Below are 20,075 nucleotides of genomic sequence, written 5' to 3' on the forward strand. Positions count from 1 at the left end.
CGGTAATGACAGTCTGAGGGGCGGCCCGGGGCGTCGGGCCGCATTTCATTCGGCATCCTCTCAAGGTTATCTCATTTTATATGCCGCCGGTATGCGGGACTTGCCCTGTCGGACACGGTGGCGCGGAAAGCGCGTGGCCGTCGCGTTGCTGGCAATGCTGGCGAATCAGTGCTCGCCGCTACTCGGCAGAGGGCTCGTGGCGAAGGAACTGCGCGCCATGCCGGGCACGTCGGTGCATTGCATGTGGAAACAGGCGGCGGACAGGCGGCCCGTTTCGGCTCCGGGCATCGTGCAGGTCTCACGGCAGGCTTGCATGGGCACCGATGCGAAGCGCGCGGCTACCTGAGCGCCGTCCCCCGCCACGTGAGCAGGCGCCGCGGCCTGCCGCCGCCCGGCGAGGCAGAAAACCAGCGCCCAGGCCATCATCGCCCATCCCAATGTGCCGGCCGCGGCGATCGGCCAGAAAGCGGCTTGCGGCTCGCGCCACAGCAGAAAGAGCGCGGCGAAAAAGGCCATGTAGAACAGAGGCAACAAATAGATGCCGAGGCGGCTCGCCCATTCGCAGGCGCTTTGTACCCACAACGTCAGCGGGGAAGGAGTCGGGCGGAGAGGCGAGGCGACGGACATGACAGAGACTCGTTCGGATGGAAGAAAGTGTGGCGCGCTACGGCGCGCTGGCCACATTTCGACTTTAGCGACGAGGGCTGACAGAGAAAATCGGATGATTCTGAGAAATAATGGAGATGTGATGTAAGTATTTGCCGCGCACGCGATTAGGAATCTGACATACATGCTCCGAAGCAGCCAAACCGGCAAAACGCGGAAGAGCGCGCGCCGACAGGCCGGGATTTCCCTCAAGGCCGCGAACTCGCTGCGCCGCGCCCTGTCCTAATCGGCCAGGGAGGCGGGTGCGGCCGCCGCTGCCGCCCGCTCGAATCATGCGCGTGCGCCAGCGCGATTCGGGGCCAGACGGTGCGACTGGCGACCACACGCGCTATCCTGTTGCGCCCCGCGACGCGGGGGGACCATCGAAGAACCGCTTTTACAGGAACATCTCAATGCGCCGACGTCAATTTCTTCTCAGCTCCAGCGCCGCGGTCGCCGCGAGCGGTCTCGCTCTCGCCGGCTGCACGACAACCCCGTTGGGTTCGGGCAACAGCGCTGCCCAGAACGCGGCGAAGCGCAATTCGATCGACGCCGGCGTCGACGCCACGCTCACGCGCCTGTTCAATACGGTGACGGGCTCCCAGGAACTCATTTCGAAGGCAAGCGGCGTCCTCGTATTCCCGAGCGTGATCTCGGCGGGCTTCTGGATCGGCGGCCAGTACGGCACCGGCGCGCTGCGCATCGGCGGCCGCACGGACGGCTACTACAGCACGGTTGCAGGCTCGTTCGGCCTGCAGATCGGCGCGCAGTCCAAGGCCATCATCTTTGCGTTCATGAACCAGGGCGCGCTCGAAGACTTCCTGAAGAGCCAGGGCTGGGCCGCCGGCGCGGATGCGACGGTTGCGGTCGTGACCGTGGGCGCCAACGGCAATGTCGATACCTCGACGGCGACCAGCCCCGTCGAAGCGTTCGTGCTGACCAACGCCGGCCTGATGGCGGGCGTTTCGCTCGAAGGCGTGAAGGTTTCGCGTCTTGTGATCTGAGCGGAAGTTCTGCCCGGAAGCTCTGCTTTGTCGGCCTGACTCGAATGCACGCAGCCGGTCGTTGGGGCAGCCCGCGTGCGCTGGCATAATCGGCGCGCATAGTCGCCGCACATAACGCGAAGCAGACAGGGAGACGAACGATGAGCGAGACGGGCACAACAAGCAGGGCTAGCGGCAAGCCCACCTTCAACCGCCGCCACAAGATTCACTTCTCGGAATGCGACCCGGCCGGGATCGTGTTCTATCCGCAGTACTTCGTGCTGTTCAACGATCTGATCGAGTCGTGGATCGACGAGCTGATGCCCGAGGGCTATCACGGCATCATCGGGGCGCGGCGCGTGGGGATGCCCACCGTTCACCTCGAAGTGGATTTCAAGGCGGTCAGCAAGATGGGCGATGAAGTGACGCTGTCGATCGACGTGCAACGGATCGGGCAAGCGTCGCTGACGCTCGTCTGGGCCTGCACGGGCAGTGATGGCGTCTTGCGCATGAGCGCGACGCAGACGATCGTCACGACGTCGCTCGACACGCACAAGGCCATCGCCATCCCCGACGACCTGCGTGAGGCGATCGTCGCCTCAGCGGCACGCTCCAGCGCCTGAAATGGCGCCTGAGCCCGGACCTCGCCCGAAAATCAGCGCGCCGCCCCCAGCGCGTTTTCCAGCGCGGCGAAAGTGCGCTCGTCGGTGCGGTCGAACTGCAGCGGCGTCACCGAAACACGGCCCGAATGCACCACGGCCGTTTCCGAATCCGGCCCGTTTTCGCGCGGGCCGCGATGAAAGCGCAGCCAGTGATAGTCGATGCCGCGCGGATCGATCTGCGGCACGACATCGATGCCTTGCACGAGGCCCACGCCCTGGCGGGTGACGGTCAGCGGCCCCGCGGCGCTCGCATCGACATCGGGGAAATTCACGTTCAGGCAGACCGGTGCGTCGTGCGAAATGGCCGCGAGGCGGCGAATCACGTCGGGCGCCAGCGCGCGGGCCGTGTCCCAGCGCACATGCTCGCGGTCGCGGAAGGTCTGGCTCAGCGCGATCGAGGGTAGGCCGAGCAGCAGGCCCGTCATGGCCGCGCCCACCGTGCCCGAGAACATGGTCTCCACGCCCAGATTGGCACCGCGATTGATGCCCGACAGCACGAGCGACGGCGTGACATCGCCCATCAGGTGGCGCACGGCCATCACCACGCAGTCGCCGGGCGTGCCCAGCACGCCGAAGCGGCGCTCGCCACGGCGGCTCACGCGCAGCGGCGAATGCAGGCTGATCGAATGGGAGGTGCCGCTCTGATCGTGTTCCGGCGCGACGACCCACACTTCATGCGCGAGTTCGGCGGCCACCGCTTCGAGGACGGCGAGGCCGGGCGCGTCGATGCCGTCGTCGTTGGTGAGGAGCACGCAGGGGAGTTTCGAATCGGTTGCGGACATGGCAAGTCTCTTTCAGGGGTTGAAGGCAGACGGATGCGGCAGCAACGGCCATTATGGAAGATGGCGCGCTATTTCGCGACGGATCAAGACGTATTGGATATAGACTAGCGCGCAGCGGTTGGCGGCCCACGCGCACCGGCGCGGGCCGCCGCGCCTTGATTGACGTATCCGTTGCGTTGCTGCGGCGCCTGCCGCAAGGAGACTCCGTGAAGCCGCAAGACCTGCCAGATATCGCTCGCGCGCTGTTCGTCATCGCGATCCTGTGCGCATTGACGGTCGGTTCCCTCTACGTCATGCGCCCATTCATTCCGGGCCTGATCTGGGCGACCATGATCGTCGTCGCGACATGGCCCGCGATGCTCGCGATCCAGCGCCGCTGCGGCAAGCGGCGCGGCATCGCCACGCTCATCATGCTGCTGATCCTGCTGGTCGTGATCGTCCTGCCTCTTTATGAAGCGATTTCCACGCTCGCGGAGCATGGCGGCGAAATCATGGGCCTGATTCGCAGCCTGCCGAGCTATACGCTGCCGCCGCCGCCCATGTGGATTCACGACCTGCCGATGGTCGGCGCGCGTATCGCCGGCGAATGGCAGACACTTTCCGATGCCGGCCCCGGTGGCCTGCTCGCGCGTCTCGAACCTTATGTGTCGATCGCGGCGCACTGGCTCATCGGCCACGCGGCTTCGGTGGGCGTGTTCGTGCTGCACATGATCGTCACCATCATCATCACCGGCATCCTGTACATGCAGGGCGAAAATGCCGCGGCTTTCGTGGTGCGCTTCGCGCAACGCGTCGGCCCGCGTTATGGCGAAGAAGCGGTGCGCCTTGCCGGCGCGGCAATCCGCGCGGTCGCGCTCGGCATCGTCGTGACGGCGGTGCTGCAGTCGGCGTTGGGCGGCATCGGCCTCGCGATTGCGGGCGTGCCGGGCGCGGGCGTGCTCACCGCGCTCATGCTCATGCTCTGCCTCGCGCAGATCGGCCCTGGACTGCCGTTGTTCGGCGGCGCGATCTGGCTGTTCGTCCACGACGCGCACGTGGCGGCGATCCTGCTCGCCGTCTGGTCCGTGATGGTCGTCATGCTCGACAATTTCGTGCGGCCGGTGCTGATCCGGCGCGGCGTGAATCTCTCGATGCTGTTGATTCTCTCGGGCGTATTGGGCGGCATGTTCGCTTTCGGCATCGTGGGGCTGTTCATCGGCCCGGTCATTCTAGCGGTGTCTTCCACGCTGCTGAAGGCGTGGATCGACACGCCCGCAGCGCCCGCCGCCGACGCCTGACGCCTTGCAGTGCGGCCCATCGAGACGAAAAACGTCTTGATGGGCCATTCATCAGACTGTTCCCTCCCGCCCGCGCTCCTGCTCTCCGGCAGCCAAGGCAGCTTAGCGACACGCCGGCTCATTCGAAGTTAGGATGACGGCTGGACTTCGCCTGGCTCTTGCGTTCTTCGCATTCACTTGCGCACATTGGCGCCTGACTCGCTGCACACGTCGTCCCGTTTCCTCGGAGCGCTAGCGTGGGCACGCGCGGCGCCGCGCTTTTCGGGAGGGGGAAATGGCTCAGATCAACTGCGACATATGCGGCGTGCGGCCCGCGAGCGTGCGGGTGGCCGTGTTGCAGGACGGCAGGCGGCGCTTTCTCGACGTCTGCGATTATCACTATGGCCAACTCACGCGCCATCAGCGCACGCTGAGCCCGCTCGAATCGCTGTTCCGCGCCGCACAGCAAGCCGAGGCCGCGCCGGGCCAGGGACCCACGCCTACGATGGAAGCCGGCGACAGCGCCATCGTTGAGCGTCATTTCAGCGAGGTTGCGCGCGAATTGCTGCAACGGGCCGCCGAACGCGCCCTGCAATTCGGCCGCCGCGAAGTGGATACCGAACATCTGCTTTACGAGTTGGCCGGCAACGACGCGGGCGCGGCCATACTCACGCGCCTGGGCATCGAGGCCGCCGACGTGCGCGCCTTCATCGACGCCAATGCGCAGAAACGCGATCCCATTGCCGCGGGCGACGAAGGCCGGGTGGCCGTGTCGCCGCGCCTGAAGGGCGCGCTCGATCGCGCGTTTCTCATCTCGCGCGAACTGGGCCATAGCTCCGTGGCGCCCGAGCATCTGCTGCTCGGTCTCGCGCAGGTGCAGGACAGCTTTGCGGGCCATCTGCTGGCCCGTTACGGCGTGACGCCGCAGAAGGTATTGCAGCGGCTCGTGGAAGCCCAGGGCGACCCGAAAGAGCGGCCCGCCGCGAAAGCGCCCAGCCCCACGCCGCAGCTCGACCAGTACAGCCGCGACCTCACCGCGCTCGCGAGCGAAGGCAAGCTCGATCCCGTGATCGGGCGCTCAAGCGAAATCGAAACCGTCGTCGAAGTGCTCGCGCGGCGCCGCAAGAACAATCCGGTGCTGATCGGCGAACCTGGCGTGGGCAAGACCGCCATCGCCGAAGGACTCGCGCAGCGCATGCTCAACGGCGATGTGCCGGAATCGCTGCGCGGACGGCGGCTTGTCGAACTCGACGTCAACGGCCTGATTGCCGGTGCGAAGTATCGCGGCGAATTCGAGGAGCGCGTGAAGGGCGTGATGGAAGAAATCTCGGTCCAGCGCGAGAATCTCGTGCTTTTCATCGACGAAGTGCACATGATCGTCGGCGCGGGCCAGGGCGGCAATGAAGGCGGACTCGATATCGCCAACGTCTTCAAGCCCGCGATGGCGCGTGGCGAACTGAACCTGATCGGCGCGACCACGCTCTCGGAATACCAGAAGTACATCGAAAAGGACGCGGCGCTCGAACGCCGCTTCCAGCCCGTGTTCGTGGCCGAACCAAGCGTGGATCAGACCATCAACATCCTGCGCGGCTTGCGCGACAAGCTCGAAGTCCACCATCACGTGACGATCCGCGACGACGCGCTCGTTTCCGCCGCCGAACTCTCCGACCGCTATATCACGGGCCGATTCCTGCCGGACAAGGCGATCGATCTCGTCGATCAGGCGGCGGCGCGCGTGCATCTCTCCACGACCTCGCGGCCCGCTGCGATCCTCGAACTCGAAGCCGAACTCGCGCAATTAAAGCGCGAGCAGGATTACGCGGCCACTCGCAAGAACTTCGAGCGCGCCCACGCGCTCGACGAACCGATCGCGGACAAGGAAAAATCGCTTGTGGATGCGACCGGCGAATGGAAGGGCCGCCTCGGCTCGGTCACTTCGGACGTGACGACGGAGCAGGTCGCCGAAATCGTCTCGAAGCTCACGGGCGTGCCCGTCACGCAATTGACCGCCGAGGAGCGCACGCGTCTGCTCGAAATGGAAAAGCGCCTGCACGAACGCGTGATTGGCCAGCAACAGGCGATCGTCGCGGTGAGCGATGCGGTGCGGCGCTCGCGTGCGGGCCTGCGGCGCGGCCGGAGGCCGACGGCGGTGTTCCTGTTCCTCGGCCCCACGGGCGTGGGCAAGACCGAACTGGCGAAAGCGCTGGCCGACGTGGTTTTCGGCGACGAGGACGCGATCGTGCGTATCGACATGAGCGAGTACATGGAGCGTCACGCGGTGTCGCGCCTGATCGGTTCGCCGCCGGGTTATGTCGGGCATGACGAAGGCGGCCAGTTGACCGAGCGCGTGCGCAGACGGCCTTACTGCGTGATCCTGCTCGACGAAATCGAGAAGGCGCATCCCGATGTCTATAACGTGCTGCTGCAGGTATTCGACGATGGGCGCCTTACCGACGGCAAGGGCCGGGTAGTCGATTTCAGCAATACGGTGGTGATTGCCACGAGCAACCTGGGTTCGGAGTCTGTGTCGGGGCAGAAGCGCTCGGGGCCGGGTTTTCTCGCGAGCGCCGATGCATCGATGCAGGGCGCCGTACTGGGAGAGTTGCGCCAGCATTTTCGCCCGGAGTTTTTGAACCGTATCGACGACATCATTATCTTCAAGCCCCTTACCGATGACGAATTGCGCGCGATTGTCAGGCTGCAACTGGAGCAGGTGCAGCGCATGGCGCGTAGCCAGGATATCGAGCTTACGTTCGACGAGAGCGTGGTGGATTTTCTTGCTGCGGATGGCTATCAGCCGGAATATGGCGCGCGGGAGTTGAAGCGGCAGATCCAGCAGAGTGTCGAGAACGAGCTTGCGAAGGAGATGCTCAAGGGTGAGGTGACGGAGGGGGCGAAGGTGGTTTGCCGATATGACGCGGGGCGCAAGCAGGTGGTGTTTGCTGTGTAGAGAGGGTATTTTTGGCGAAGCGGCCCAAGGGAGCCGCTTCGTATTCCGCTGCGCGTTATTGCTGCCTGTACATCGGCGGCCTGTCCATTGCGTTGGCTGCGCCCCGCGGTGGCAGGCGATCGTCAGTCCGCGCGAAGGTCACGATCTCCACGCGGCGATCGGGCTGCAAACAGGCAACGAGACTGTCATGCGACTGCCTGTCGCTGCATTGGGTAATGGAATCCTGCTCGCCGACGCCCCGCGCATCGATCCGGTCGGCCGGGATGCCTTGCTGGACGAGCAGCGCCTTCACTGCGTCTGCGCGACGTTGCGAGAGCCCCAGATTGTAGGTGGGCGATCCAAGGCGATCCGTGTAGCCACGCACCTCCATGTGCCCGACGCGTATCGTGCGCAACTGGTCGGCGATCTTGCGGATCTGCGCGCGCCCACCCGGCAGGATGTCGGAGACATCGCCGCGATCAAAGGGGAACAGGGCATCGGTCGATAGCTTCATGACGTTCGATACAGGCATGGGCGGAGGCAGTGGCGCGCTGCTCACGGGGCGGATCCACTGACCCTGGACCCAGATATAGCGGCCATGCTGCCAGGCCCAATAGCCTCGCTGCCATGCGTAGCCGACTCGCGGGGGGGGGGGGGGGCTCGTAGCGTGCGGCCGGAGGGGCGAGGACTACGACCTCCTGCGCTGAAGCGGGCATTGATCCGGCAAGCGAGGCTGCGATTATGGCCGCGCTGGCCGCAAGGCCCGACGCAAGCCCTTGATAGCCGCTTCGCGTGCCGTGCAAAAGAATGTTTTTCATGTTCTCTCGTGCGAGGTAAGTTTTCGAACCGTGCAAACCGCGTGCAGATCGACACGCAAGCTGTGGCTGAAGCCTAACGCCTCGCAATATGAAAAACCGTAGTCAAGTGTAAGCAAACGTGGGCGGCGTAATATGAGATTTAGGGGCGGGTGCGGGATGAGGGGATGTTCGCAGTCCTGTTGGACGATATCTGTATTCGCTTGGGGCCTATCAGTAATTTCGTGTTCAAGGCATATGATCCTTTACAGGAGAACCTATGCCTCGCAAACCGACGACCCAACCGGTATCGCTACGGCCCATTCCCGCTGAACCGCTGGAGCAGTTCAGCGGGCCGATGACGGCCAAGCCATCGATGCCGCGACGCTGCCGCTCAAGAAGGCGCTGATCGAACGGGCGCCGGACGGTGAGATGAATCGCCATCGCGGCTATCCACCGGCCAGCGTCACGAACCAGCGCAATGGCAAAGGTGTCAAGACCGTTCTGACCGAAGACGGCCCGATTCGCATCGAGGTGTCACGTAAGCGCGATGGCAGCTTCGAGCCGCTCCTGGTCCCCAAACATGAACGACTGCTCTCGGGCTTTGACGACAAGATCGTCGCGGTGTATGCCCGTGGCATGACCGTTCGGGAGATTCAAGGCTTTATGCATACCTGATTGACCCGCCGGGCTCTTTGAGCCTGATGCGAGCCACTCCATATGGAAGCTTGCAAGCAGTCCTTGGCCATCCAGATCGCGAAACACAGTGCCATCAATGACCGACGCGTGCAGGATACACAACTGCGGACCGAGTTGCGCCGAGCGCTTGACCTCGATCATCGCGTCGAGCGGCGAAAGGAAGCACAGGACTGCTCCGCCGTGATCGGTGCGCTCCCTACAATGGACAGTCCCGGCACATCAACGCGGACGAGGATCCAGGCGAGCGGAAGAAGGGCCGTACGCGGCGATAGCCGGTACGTTCGTTGATCGTCACGCAAACCTCAGTCGATGCAGGCGGGGGCGGTCTCCTTGGGAAATATCATGATGCAAGCAACATGCCCTTTCCCTATCTTAGTCAACATGAAGTGCAGGCGTCAGGGATGCGTCGGTGGCCAAATTCCAGGCGCATCGAATCGTCGCATCCACAAATCCGTGAGCCGAATATTGAAACGAAGCTCACCCGCGTTTGAACCCATGCCCATTGAGCGGATCTGCGTCGTTCTAACCGGCCGAACAACGTTGTTCACCGCTACATAGAGCGGCGGCAAGCCTTTTGCGACTGGGGCCATCTCCGGCTCATTGCCGGCACGGATTGCGAGTCCAGCGCCGAAGTCATAGATCGGTAATGTGGAATCCGATAGATTTTTACGTATGGCAGCGTTACCGCCAAGCTGCTTGACGTAGGGCTCTCCGAGAATTGTGTACCAGTTGACGTCTTTGATGCCACGCCACTCGTCAATCATGGTCATCGTATTTGCCGGCTTGTCTATTTCAAGCCCAAAGTAGCTTTCGGCAAGCTTGAGCTCATACGGCTCCCATCGAAAGAATTCGTGGGGCAATGCAAGCGAGAACCCTGCGTAACCTTGAGCTGCTTTAAGTCTCCTGCAGCAGTTGATCAGGAAATCGTGTATAGGAAACGCTCCAGTGTCCCAGTGTCCATGTTGAAATATATCGCATGGGACGTGAAATTTGAAAAAAGAGTTATAGCCCTGTGCATCCTGGAAGGACGGTAAAGTCAAACATGCGACTCCGTAGTCACCCACGTAGTGCGGGTTAAAACTACTCGAAAATGCAAGTTCCAACGGGGCGTTCGCTTTCACAGAATCGAACGCGATGTTTGTTGCGTCGATGAGATTTTGATCAAAGGTGCGAGGTGTTGGCGCACCGTGAGGTTGTGGCTCTCATCCCCATTGAAGATTTTTTCCAAAGGCGGAATAATAGTCCGCAAAGCACTCCTTTAATGCGTGGCGGATTTCAGATGCATGGCCGCCATTAAAGTAAATTGTCGCGCCGAGCACCAGTTTCACAACGTACCGGTAGTCGGGCCCCTTGGGGCTGTCAGGGGCAGTGCGGTCGCAGTCGTAGATATAGTCGTCGAGTTCGTCAGGGAAATCCGGTCAGTCAGCTGTGCCGCGCTTTCCGTTCCCGGCACCTCAAGAAAGTATGCCTGTCTTCCTGGTATGTCCTGCAATGCCGTCTTCAGTTGCGCCATAGACGTCGCCTCCTTGCCGTTTTCGCGGAGACACGGCCCGTATGAATGGGCTGAAAAGAAAAAACGAGCCGTGATGATGGCCTTTTGCGGGCCACCTCCCTTATACATTCCGCAATCTTTCAGAGCAATGATTCGGATTACTTTTGAATGTCATTATTTGTCAAAGAACAAATGTGCGCCGAGTGACGTCATCAGATGTCATCGTTTGAAATGCAAGTAATGGTTAAAAGCCCCAATGATCGGCGGAATTTCGTCAACGCGAATTTCTTAAGGCCCATGCAAACTAAACACAAAGCCTGGTCAAGCGGTGAAATTCCAGCTTTTCCAGTCCACCAGTCGTTATCGACGGTTTAGTTATTGCCGGGTGCGATTCCGACATGCCAGTGCGCACCGCATAGTCAGTGCAGCAGCGGTAACGCGCACGGTTGCGAGAAGACCCCATCGCCCGGTTTGATATTCCCTTGCACATCGATCTTCTGCCAGCGGGAGAGTGCCCCATCGACAGCCGACACCGATGCGAGCTTTCTGATTGGATGGCAGGCGCCCTGGAAAATCGCACTGACCGTATAGGCACACGACAGCATCCCAGAAACGACATACCCAGGATGTCCCACCGGGTCAAAGCGTTCCAGCGTTACATACCGTAGAGTGAAATCGTCCTGAACGGCCGATGGAGATGAGTGCGCTACCGCAAGAAGACTGGATTTGGGCGAGGGTCCGCAATGCGGGGCGGTCGGCTAGCTGGCATGGACAACGGTGGTCGTCACCATGGCGAGGACTATCGCGGATGCCAGGCCGGGCAAGTGCAGGAGATGCGATCGGGACATCGGGCTAGATGCCTGGCTACGGCGTGCAGAACGGGGGCAGCGTGGGCGGTCCCGGCGAGCGTCGCCTGCAGGGGGAAAAAATGACCCCGGTCGTGGTGGTGCGTTGTTTCATGCTATCGGTTTCGCCTATTGGACCGTGTCGGCGCACAAGCCGTTGGGTAATGGTTGCGCCGGCACGGTCCGGTCCTGCTCAGGTGGCCAGTGCTGCAGGCTCAGCCGTCGTAGCAGCAGGGGCCGCAGCCGGCTCACCGTGATCGAGGAAGTCGATCGTCAGGTTGCCTTCGGCAGAGCTTGAGAGCAGGATCTTCGCAGGCGCGGTGCCGCTGGCCATACGCGTGAGCAATTCGCGAGACACCGATGGCAGAATGCGTTGGTTGAGGAATGCGTCCACGTTGCGTGCGCCGGACTCGCGCGCGAGACACAACTCGGCCATCGACCCGATGAGCGAGTCGGCGCAGACGAGTTCGACACCGTGCTGCCGGCGCAAACGTTCGGCGACCTTTGCCAGCTTCAGGCGCACGATGGCAGCGAGCGCACCCACATCGAGCGGGCGGTATGCCAGCGTCTGGAAGCGCGCCAGAAGAGCTGGCTGGAAGTGCGCAACAAGTTGCGGGTGGATTGCCTCGAGCAGCGCCGCCTGCGCGATCTCCGGGTTGTCGGTCGTGACCTCGTCAATCTGCGCGCTGCCGAGATTGGACGTCATGAGGATCACGCAGTTGCGGAAGTCGATCTCGCGTCCCTCGCCATCGCGCATCGTGCCGCGGTCGAACACCTGATAGAAGATGTCGAGCACGTCGCGATGGGCCTTCTCGACCTCGTCGAGCAGCACGACGCTGTAGGGGCGCTGCCGCACGGCTTCGGTCAGGACGCCGCCGCGGCCGTAGCCGACATAGCCCGGCGGCGAGCCCTTGAGCTGCGACACGGTGTGCGACTCCTGGTACTCGGACATGTTGATCGTCGTGAGCGCAGCCTCGCCGCCGAAGAGCAGGTCGGCGAGGGCCAGCCCGGTTTCGGTTTTGCCGACGCCCGATGGACCCGCGAGCAGGAACACCCCGAGCGGCGCGTGCTCGTTCTTCAGACCCGCCTTCGCAGTGCGCAGGCTTTCCGCGAGTGCTCCCAGCGCCTCGTCCTGCGCGACGACGCGCTTCGCGAGCTGCTCTTCCAGGGTGAGCAGGCCCTGCAGTTCGTCTTCGAGGAGATTACCGACCGGCACGCCGGTCCATTCGGCCACCACACGTGCGATCGCCTGGGCGTCCACGTCGGCGAAGATCAGCGGTGCCTTGCCCTGCGCCTGTGCGAGTGCATCACGCGTCTGGGCTAATTCGGCGGTGCCCGTTGTGGCGCCGCGCTGTTCGAGCAGCGACTGCACGAGGTTCAGTTCCCGCCCATAACGCTGCTGCAGGGTTTCCAGCTGGTCCTTCGCATTGGCGAGGGCATCATGCAGCGAAGCACGACGCTCTTCTGCGACCTCGACGCCGGCGCGCGCATCGTCTTCGAGCGTGACAAGCTCCAGTTCAAGTGCGGCGACCGCGGCGCGGGCGCGCTGCAGTTCTGCCGGTGGTGATTCAAGCCCCATGCGCACGCGCGCGGCGGCCGTGTCGATCAGGTCGACGGCCTTGTCCGGTAGCTGGCGCGCGGGGATGTAGCGGCGCGAGAGCCTGACGGCGGCCACCAGCGCCTCGTCGCGGATGTGCACGTTGTGATACGTCGCATAGCGCTCCTTGAGTCCGCGCAGCATGAGGCAAGCTGCAGAGTCATCAGGCTCCTCGACCTTGATCATCTGGAAGCGCCGCTCAAGTGCGGCATCGCGCTCGAAATATTCCTTGTATTCCGACCAGGTGGTCGCGGCGATCGTCCGCAGTTCGCCGCGCGCGAGCGCGGGCTTGAGCAGGTTGGCCGCATCGGCGCCGCCTGCTGCATTGCCCGCGCCAATCAGGGTGTGCGCTTCGTCGATAAACAGCAGGATCGGCACATCCGATGCCTGCACTTCGTCGATCACATTCTTGAGGCGCTGCTCGAACTCGCCCTTCACGCCTGCGCCCGCCTGCAGGAGGCCCAGGTCGAGCGTAAGGATGCGCACATCACGGATTACGTTCGGCACGGTGCCTTCAGCCACGCGCAGCGCAAGACCTTCGACGAGTGCTGTCTTGCCCACACCCGGCTCGCCCACGAGAATCGGATTGTTCTTGCGGCGCCGCGCGAGCACGTCGACCATCTGCTGGATTTCGCGGTCGCGCCCGAATACCGGATCAATTTTCCCTTCGCGCGCTTTCGCCGTGATGTCGATCGCGAAGCGGGCGAGGGCGTCGCCTTCCACGCTGCGCCTTGCAGCCGGCGCCGGCTTTCCTTCGGCAGCCTCGTTGACGGCACCCGCTTGCGTCGGGGCAACCGTCGGGTCCGCAGGAGCCTCGGGCTCTTCCGGCTGGTTCTCACAGGTTCGCAGCCCGAGGCGCGGCAGCAGGCGTTCGATCTGTGCGGTGCTGACCGACAGCAACTGCCAGGCATTGGCCGCGCGCAGGACATGGGGCGCCTCGACGATGGCCTGAAGGACGTTGGCCGAACGGATGGCTGTCTCGCCGCTATCGGCCAGATTCAGCGCGTGGGACCAGGCGTCCTGGAGCACAGCAGCGAGCTGGGGCGAAAGGCTGGGGCGGCCACGCAGGTTACGCGGTGTGTGGTCGATCGCCCGGAGTAGCGCATCCCACACGGCGTCGATATTCAACTCGTAGTGGTTCATGATGGCCGGGATATCGCCGTCCCCGGCCTCGATCAGTTTGAGCAGCCAGTGCTCGACCGTAATCTCGTCTGCGAGCCGTGTCTGGCACAGGCTTGCCGCGGCCTCGAGCGCGTTGGCGCAGTGGGGATTGAGCCGCTGCAGAAGCTGGCTGGCGTCGCGCAGGTAAGCGTTTCGGTCGTGGTGCACGGTCATGTTCGGGCTGTTCGCACATCGGAAGAAGGGGCGCACCAGCTGGGAGCGGGCGCCCCGGGGAGGAAAAAGGCCAGTCCGCCGGTGCGGACTGGCAAAAGGAAGGCCGGGAAACCCCACTGATAAGGAGGGCCGGCCTCCGGACCACCGCTGGATCAGGAGCGTTCGTTCCAGGTATCCGAATGGATGATGTTGCCGTCCTTATACGACCACGTGATCTTTTCGTAGCGCAGCTCGATTTCCTCGAGGTGGTTGTGCTTCTCGAACTCCGGAACCTTGATGTCGAGCATCTTCGGACGCACGGCGACGACCTTCACGTTTTCGAGCTTCGTGTTGAAGTACTCTTTTTCCTTGCCGGCGTCGTCGATCTTGTACCACTTGATCTCGGCCGACTTCAGCGTCTGGCCGCTCGTGACCGCCTTGTAGAGATACGGCGTCGACGCATCGGTCTCCTTGATCAGCGTAATCGGCGCATGAACGCGCGTGCCCGTCAGCTTGCCGGTGTTGCCATCGGTCGGGATATGCAGGCCGTGATCGAACTGCGTGATCTCGATGCTGCCCTCGCGGCCCTGGACGGTCACGGAACCCTTGATGTCCGCGCCACCATCGTCCTTAAGCCACATGTATGAGGGAATTGCCATTGTTTCACTCCTTGTTTCTACTGCGACAATCGCCCGGGGATGATCAGAAACCGGGCATCACAATCCCGAAGCAGAGGCTTCGGGGACCTAAAACGTGTTATCTGGGCTGGCCATCCTTGCGGGGCACCTGCCGCGCGGCGTCAGGCACCAGCGTGATCTCCACGCGCCGGTTTTTCGCCCGGCCAGTCTCGGTGCCGTTATCCGCGAGGGGCCGCGTATCGCCGTAGCCCTGAATGGCGAACTGCGTAGCCGGAATACCCGATGCCTCGATGAGCCAGTCGCGCACGGCTTCGGCGCGCGCGGCGGATAGCTTCAGGTTGCTGTCGGGGTCGCCGACGTTATCGGTGTAGCCCGCCACGAGAATCCGCTTGTCGGGGTGCGCCTTGATCATTTCGAGTGCGTTGACCATGACCCGGGTCGAACCGTCCTTGAGTTGGGCGCGTCCGCTGTCGAAAAGCGACATGCTGTCGAGCGTCACGACGGCGGGCGGCGGCGGTGGCGGCTGATAGGAAGCGATCGCCTCGTTGAGCGGCGGGATCAGCCGGGCACCGCGGTACAGTCCAAATGACAGCGGCAGGGGCGTGCCCGAGCGTGCATATCGCTGAAGCTCGTCGCGATCGGCGACGAGCGCCTGCAGCGCGTCGCGTTTTGCCGCGTCGTGTTCAGCCGGGATCATCGAGTAGCGGCCGAGGTCCGCTCCAATGCGGGTGAGCAGCGCCTGGTTATGGCGGATCGAGAACAAGAACGCGACGGCGGCTGCGCAGGCCAGCAGCACGAGTGCATGGGTAAGCGCGATGACGCGCGGCGACATCCAGAAGCGCTGCGGCATGGCCCGGATCAGCGGCTGGGGAAGCGGCCACGGCATGGGCGAGGCGGCGCTGGGCGCGCGCGCGACCTCGGTGTGCATCTGCACATCGCTCTCCCACGGATGACCGGGCCCGCTTGCCGGACCGCAGTCGACCCAGCCCACCCCATAGAGGGTCACGGGATTGGCCGGCTGCCGCGGGTCGGTAAGCACGTCGATCACGACCCGCTGCGTCCAGTCCATGATCGAGGCCAGTGCGGCCGCACGCGTCGCCGGCACGCGGCTGTCCGCCACACGCCAAGCCTCGTTTTCGGCTGCGCGGATGACGGCCCCATACTGACGCGTATCGAGCAGACCCGTGGCCGATGAGACGCCATACCACTGAGGCGTCAGAAGACCGGTCGACGCCAATGCGCCATGGCCCATCGCGAGTTCCTTCAGGGCGCTGGAGGGACCTTCGGTAGCGAGCCGCTGATAGACCGCGACATACCCGGGAAGGGGACGCGAACCCAGCATGCGCGCGGTATCCGCCACCGCCTGGCGTACCACGCGCAGCGACTGGGCGAGGACGTCCGCATCCGTATGGCGGCCGGGTGCCACGGTGAGCACGACACCATCGGGCGCGCGGCCGTCGCGCCACTGCCGCACGACGACCGCCATGCGGGAAAGATCCTGCGGCCGGTCCACGCGCAGCCAGATCGCGCCATCGCCCACGTGCGCAAACCGCTTTCCGTCATGCCGGTCGAACAGCGCCGTCAGGTCATCGCCCGTGACCAGCACGAGCGGCATGCGTGTGCGCAGGCGCAGCGGAATATCGGCGGTGGCTGCACCAAGCGCTGCCAGCACGTGCGCGCCGCTCTCCCGCGCACCGCCCAGCAGCCGGGTGCGCCAGAAGATCAGCAGGGCTCCGGCGATCACGATCACGCCTGTGAGCACCGACGCAAGGCCCGGGTCCGGCCTAGCCACGAGCCAGATCACGGCGAGCGCAAGCGCAATGGCAAACACCACGATGAGGCGAAGGGGGTAGCCCAGCCCGTCGTGTCCCGTCGCCTGCCGCGAAGTGGCGGTAGCTGTCAGTACGGACAGATCGGATTTCATGACCGGACCACCTTTGCAGGCGCGATGTGCACGAGCTGCGTGTCGATAGCCCGGCTCCCCATCACCCAGATCGCTACTGCCGCGAGACCCGCGAGCGCAACGGGAATCCACGGCGCGAACCGGCCCGCTGAACTGGAGAGCCGGTGTCCCGAACGATCGGTTACGAAGGGTTCTTCGACGCACTGGCGTAACGTCTCCAGCCTGGCATGGAGCGACGCGATCAGCGCAGCGCGCTTTGCCTGCCCATCAAGCGCATAACGGCCAACGAATCCCAGCCCGAGAATCGCGGCGTAGTACTCAAGGAGTTCGACATCCGGAGCGGCTTCACGCACATGGGCCTCGATGCTGTCGATGACGCGCCGGCCGGCATCGTGGATGGAGAAGCGTTCAACCTGCATTGGCCGCTGCTCCCACGCATTACGGGCTTCGGTGGGCAGATAACGCAGCGCCATTTCGTCGAGCAGTGCGCACTGGGCGAGCAGCGCTTCGCGCCGGATGTCTTCGGGATAGTCCCGTTGCGCGAGCGCGTCCGCGAACTGGCTAATGTTCTGCCCGCAGCGCTTACGAAGCTGCTCAGGGTTCCTGACGGTTCCACCGGACGCAACCGAGGTCACGAGCAGTGCGGTGTTGTGTACCAGATCGCGCATGCCAGCACCGGCAGGACGCGCAATGTCGGATACGGGTTTCTGGGGGGCGCGCTGGTCGCGGCCCAATGTCAGTGTGATCATGCGCGCTGATGTCTAACGCAGGACCGGCTACCCTGATTGCCTCACCAGGACGGTCTCAACCCGGCGGGCGGGCGGTCTGCTGTGTTTAAGTTCTTATCCGGTTATGGAGAGATTTCGTATGCAACTTTTATCAGAGGATAACGAATTTTATGGAGGTGTGGAGGCCATATTTTTTTAATAAGTGTCATTTTTTGCCATCCGTTTTATTTCGAGATAATCAATGCGAATTTATGATGATGGGGATATTGATGTCGATCGATGATGTGCCTCCCGGTTATTTGATTTTAATCGTGTTTTTCCGCGATTCTGTGCATCACGAAGAGATGGCGTGCGAGTGAGTGGAGCGGCGTGCATGTCGGTTTGTTTGCGCTGGATTAAATGTTTTATCCGGATTTACTGATTTTTACGAATTTTTTGGTTTTCGGTCAATTTCAGAATGCTTTGACGGAAGCGCCATTAACCTGTTTAATATGGTCTGGCAAAATGGTCGCATGAATGAAAACCACGCCCTCGGGAGATGTCGGAATGAGCATTCGCGGTGCGCATGCAGGAGTCTCTTCGTCGCTGCGGTTGATTCCTGCGGTGAACGTGAAATTCCTTTATTAGGATTACTAATGGACAGCTTCCAGAGAGAAATTCCGAAAAGTCGTGTCTCAATAACCCTCGACCTCCATACGGGCGGGGCGCAGAAGAAGGTCGAGCTGCCGCTCAAGCTGCTCGTCGCCGGTGACTTCAGTGCAGGCCGCGAGCAGGCGCCCCTGGCCGAGCGCAAGAAGGTCAACATCGACAAGAATAACTTCGACTCGGTACTGGCCGACTATGCACCGGACCTGAAGTTCGCGGCAGAGAATACGCTGGCCGCCGACGGTTCGGAACTGCCGGTCAACCTCTCTTTCCGTTCGATGAAGGACTTCGAGCCGGAGCAGGTGGCCCGCCAGATTCCGGAGCTTCAGGCGATGCTTGCCATGCGCAACCTGCTGCGCGACCTGAAATCGAACCTGCTCGACAACGTCACGTTCCGCCGCGAGTTCGAGAAGATCCTGAAGGACAAGCGTCTGTCCGACAAGCTGCGCGGAGAACTGGCTCAGCTGGCGACGGTCGCCACGCAACCGGAAGGGCATGCGTGAGCGCCGGTGGCCGCAAAGGGTCCCCAAAGCGGCCTTCACTGCCTTTCGCAATCAGGTCGCAGTTCAAACGCAGACAGGAACTTCAATGAAACAGAACGAATCCCGCCAGGGCGCCACCGAGACCGTCGTGCTCGACGCCCCCGACAGCGTGTATGCCTCGCTGTGCAGCAAGATCAATCTCAAGCCCGTCGCCGAGGCACGCCCGATCGAGGCGTTCCGGGACAGCGACACGCTATCCGAAGCGTCCGCCGACGAGCGCATTGCGCGCGGCATGGGCGCGTTCCTCGAACTTATTGCGAAGTCGAGCCAGCCGGTCGAGCGTCTCGACAAGTCGCTGCTCGATTTCCACATCGGCCAGCTCGATCGCCAGATCAGCCGCCAGCTTGACGCAGTGATGCACGCGCCGGAGTTCCAGGCGCTGGAAGGGCGCTGGCGCGGCGCCAAGATGCTCGTCTCGCGCACGGACTTCCGCCGCAACGCACGCATCGAATTGCTCGACGTGTCGAAAGAAGCGCTGCAGCGCGACTTCGAAGATACGCCCGAGCTTATCCAGAGCGGTCTCTATCGCCATACGTACATCGAGGAGTACGACACGCCGGGCGGCCAGCCGATCAGCGCGATGATCAGCGACTACGAGTTTGAGAACTCGCCGATGGACATCGCACTCCTGCGCAATATTTCAAAGGTGGCCGCCGCCGCCCATATGCCGTTCGTCGGCTCGGTGGGCGCCGCGTTCTTCGGCAAGCAGTCGATGGAAGAAGTTGCCGCCATCCAGGATATCGGCAACTACTTCGACCGCGCTGAATACATCAAGTGGAAGAGTTTCCGCGACACGGATGACGCCCGCTACGTGGGTCTGACGATGCCGCGCGTGCTCGGCCGCCTGCCGTACGGCAAGGATACCGTTCCCGTACGTGCCTTCAACTACGAAGAAGCCGTGAAGGGCCCGGACCACGACAGGTACCTGTGGGTCAATGCCTCGTTCGCGTTTGCTGCCAACATGAGCCGCAGCTTCGTGAATAATGGCTGGTGCGTCCAGATCCGCGGGCCCCAGGCGGGTGGCAAGGTCGAGGACCTACCGGTCCATCTGTACGATCTGGGCACGGGCACCCAGGCGAAGATTCCGACTGAGGTGCTGATCCCCGAAACGCGTGAATTCGAGTTCGCGAACCTGGGCTTCATCCCGCTCTCGTTCTACAAGAACCACGACTTCGCGTGCTTCTTCTCAGCCAGCTCGGCCCAGAAACCAGCGCTCTACGAGACGAAGGAAGCCACGGCCAACAGCCGCATCAACGCGCGCCTACCGTACATCTTCCTGCTCTCGCGCATCGCGCATTACCTGAAGGTAATCCAGCGTGAAAACATCGGCACGACCAAGGACCGTCGCGTGCTGGAGCTCGAGCTGAACAGCTGGATCAAGGGCCTCGTCACCGAGATGAAGGACCCCGGTGACGAACTCCAGGCCTCGCACCCGCTGCGTGAAGCAAAGGTGACGGTGGAGGACATTGAGGACAACCCGGGCTTCTTCCGCATCAAGCTCTTCATCATCCCGCACTTCCAGGTCGAAGGCATGGACATCGGGCTGTCGCTCGTGTCACAAATGCCGAAAGCCAAAAGCTGACGGATATCGGGATATGTAGCTGCGCCGGGGCACCGTACC

14 protein-coding genes and 2 pseudogenes are annotated in these 20,075 nt (G+C 62.8%); 7 read left to right on the forward strand and 9 right to left on the reverse strand.

The annotated features are described in order from the left end of the window. Positions 1-165: 165 nt before the first annotated feature. Complete coding sequence (locus tag B0G62_RS07690) at positions 166-627, reverse strand: hypothetical protein (RefSeq protein ID WP_103703551.1); 462 nt, start codon at positions 625-627, stop codon at positions 166-168. 431 nt (positions 628-1,058) lie between these two features. On the opposite strand from B0G62_RS07690, the gene B0G62_RS07695 reads away from it, so the two are divergent. Together B0G62_RS07695 and B0G62_RS07700 are read left to right on the forward strand one after the other, a co-directional pair. After that, a complete protein-coding gene (locus B0G62_RS07695; protein WP_103703552.1) occupies positions 1,059-1,649 on the forward strand; it encodes a BPSL1445 family SYLF domain-containing lipoprotein in 591 nt (196 codons plus the stop codon). A gap of 140 nt (positions 1,650-1,789) precedes the next feature. Further along, entirely contained in the window at positions 1,790-2,251 is a 462-nt protein-coding gene (locus tag B0G62_RS07700; RefSeq protein WP_103703553.1) for an acyl-CoA thioesterase, read from the forward strand. Positions 2,252-2,283: 32 nt separating this feature from the next. Here the strand turns inward: B0G62_RS07700 and surE are convergent, their stop codons facing one another. Beyond that, positions 2,284-3,072: a 5'/3'-nucleotidase SurE gene (surE, locus tag B0G62_RS07705; protein WP_103703554.1), complete on the reverse strand. Its 789-nt coding sequence runs from the start codon at positions 3,070-3,072 to the stop codon at positions 2,284-2,286. 206 nt (positions 3,073-3,278) lie between these two features. Between surE and ydiK the strand changes: the two genes are divergently transcribed. Together ydiK and B0G62_RS07715 are read left to right on the forward strand one after the other, a co-directional pair. Beyond that, on the forward strand, positions 3,279-4,349 hold the full coding sequence (gene ydiK / locus B0G62_RS07710) for an AI-2E family transporter YdiK (RefSeq protein ID WP_244193139.1): 1,071 nt from the start codon (positions 3,279-3,281) through the stop codon (positions 4,347-4,349). A gap of 274 nt (positions 4,350-4,623) precedes the next feature. Beyond that, positions 4,624-7,278 carry an ATP-dependent Clp protease ATP-binding subunit gene (locus tag B0G62_RS07715; protein ID WP_103703556.1) on the forward strand — a complete coding sequence of 885 codons (2,655 nt, stop codon included), beginning with the start codon at positions 4,624-4,626 and terminating at the stop codon, positions 7,276-7,278. Between the two features lie 55 nt (positions 7,279-7,333). On the opposite strand, the gene B0G62_RS07720 is transcribed toward B0G62_RS07715, so the two are convergent. Both B0G62_RS07720 and B0G62_RS32635 read right to left on the reverse strand, forming a co-directional pair. Further along, positions 7,334-7,771: an OmpA family protein gene (locus B0G62_RS07720; protein WP_181315560.1), complete on the reverse strand. Its 438-nt coding sequence runs from the start codon at positions 7,769-7,771 to the stop codon at positions 7,334-7,336. A gap of 63 nt (positions 7,772-7,834) precedes the next feature. After that, positions 7,835-7,891, reverse strand: a pseudogene (locus B0G62_RS32635) (YXWGXW repeat-containing protein); the annotation flags it as partial. 440 nt (positions 7,892-8,331) lie between these two features. Here B0G62_RS32635 and B0G62_RS07730 point away from each other — a divergent pair. After that, positions 8,332-8,720, forward strand: a pseudogene (locus tag B0G62_RS07730) (transposase); the annotation flags it as partial. 425 nt (positions 8,721-9,145) lie between these two features. Here B0G62_RS07730 and B0G62_RS07735 read toward each other — a convergent pair. The 5 genes from B0G62_RS07735 to B0G62_RS07760 form a co-directional block, all read right to left on the reverse strand. Further along, the gene (locus tag B0G62_RS07735; protein WP_341865960.1) at positions 9,146-9,871 is read right to left on the reverse strand and encodes a type VI immunity family protein; all 726 of its coding nucleotides are present in this window, start codon (positions 9,869-9,871) and stop codon (positions 9,146-9,148) included. 1,409 nt (positions 9,872-11,280) lie between these two features. After that, positions 11,281-14,019 carry a type VI secretion system ATPase TssH gene (tssH, locus tag B0G62_RS07745; protein ID WP_103703560.1) on the reverse strand — a complete coding sequence of 913 codons (2,739 nt, stop codon included), beginning with the start codon at positions 14,017-14,019 and terminating at the stop codon, positions 11,281-11,283. Positions 14,020-14,171: 152 nt separating this feature from the next. After that, positions 14,172-14,657, reverse strand: coding sequence for an Hcp family type VI secretion system effector (locus B0G62_RS07750; RefSeq protein WP_103703561.1), 486 nt, complete (start codon positions 14,655-14,657; stop codon positions 14,172-14,174). 97 nt (positions 14,658-14,754) lie between these two features. Further along, positions 14,755-16,560: an OmpA family protein gene (locus B0G62_RS07755; RefSeq protein ID WP_103703562.1), complete on the reverse strand. Its 1,806-nt coding sequence runs from the start codon at positions 16,558-16,560 to the stop codon at positions 14,755-14,757. Continuing rightward, a complete protein-coding gene (locus B0G62_RS07760) occupies positions 16,557-17,288 on the reverse strand; it encodes a DotU family type IV/VI secretion system protein (protein WP_244193140.1) in 732 nt (243 codons plus the stop codon). The genes B0G62_RS07755 and B0G62_RS07760 overlap by 4 nt, the downstream gene beginning before the upstream one ends. A 614-nt stretch (positions 17,289-17,902) precedes the next feature. Here B0G62_RS07760 and tssB point away from each other — a divergent pair. Next, positions 17,903-18,415, forward strand: coding sequence for a type VI secretion system contractile sheath small subunit (gene tssB / locus B0G62_RS07765; protein ID WP_103703564.1), 513 nt, complete (start codon positions 17,903-17,905; stop codon positions 18,413-18,415). Between the two features lie 85 nt (positions 18,416-18,500). Next, on the forward strand, positions 18,501-20,036 hold the full coding sequence (gene tssC / locus B0G62_RS07770) for a type VI secretion system contractile sheath large subunit (RefSeq protein ID WP_103703565.1): 1,536 nt from the start codon (positions 18,501-18,503) through the stop codon (positions 20,034-20,036). Positions 20,037-20,075 lie beyond the last annotated feature (39 nt).

The sequence above is a fragment of the Paraburkholderia eburnea genome, assembly GCF_002917095.1.
GTDB classification, from domain to species: domain Bacteria; phylum Pseudomonadota; class Gammaproteobacteria; order Burkholderiales; family Burkholderiaceae; genus Paraburkholderia; species Paraburkholderia eburnea.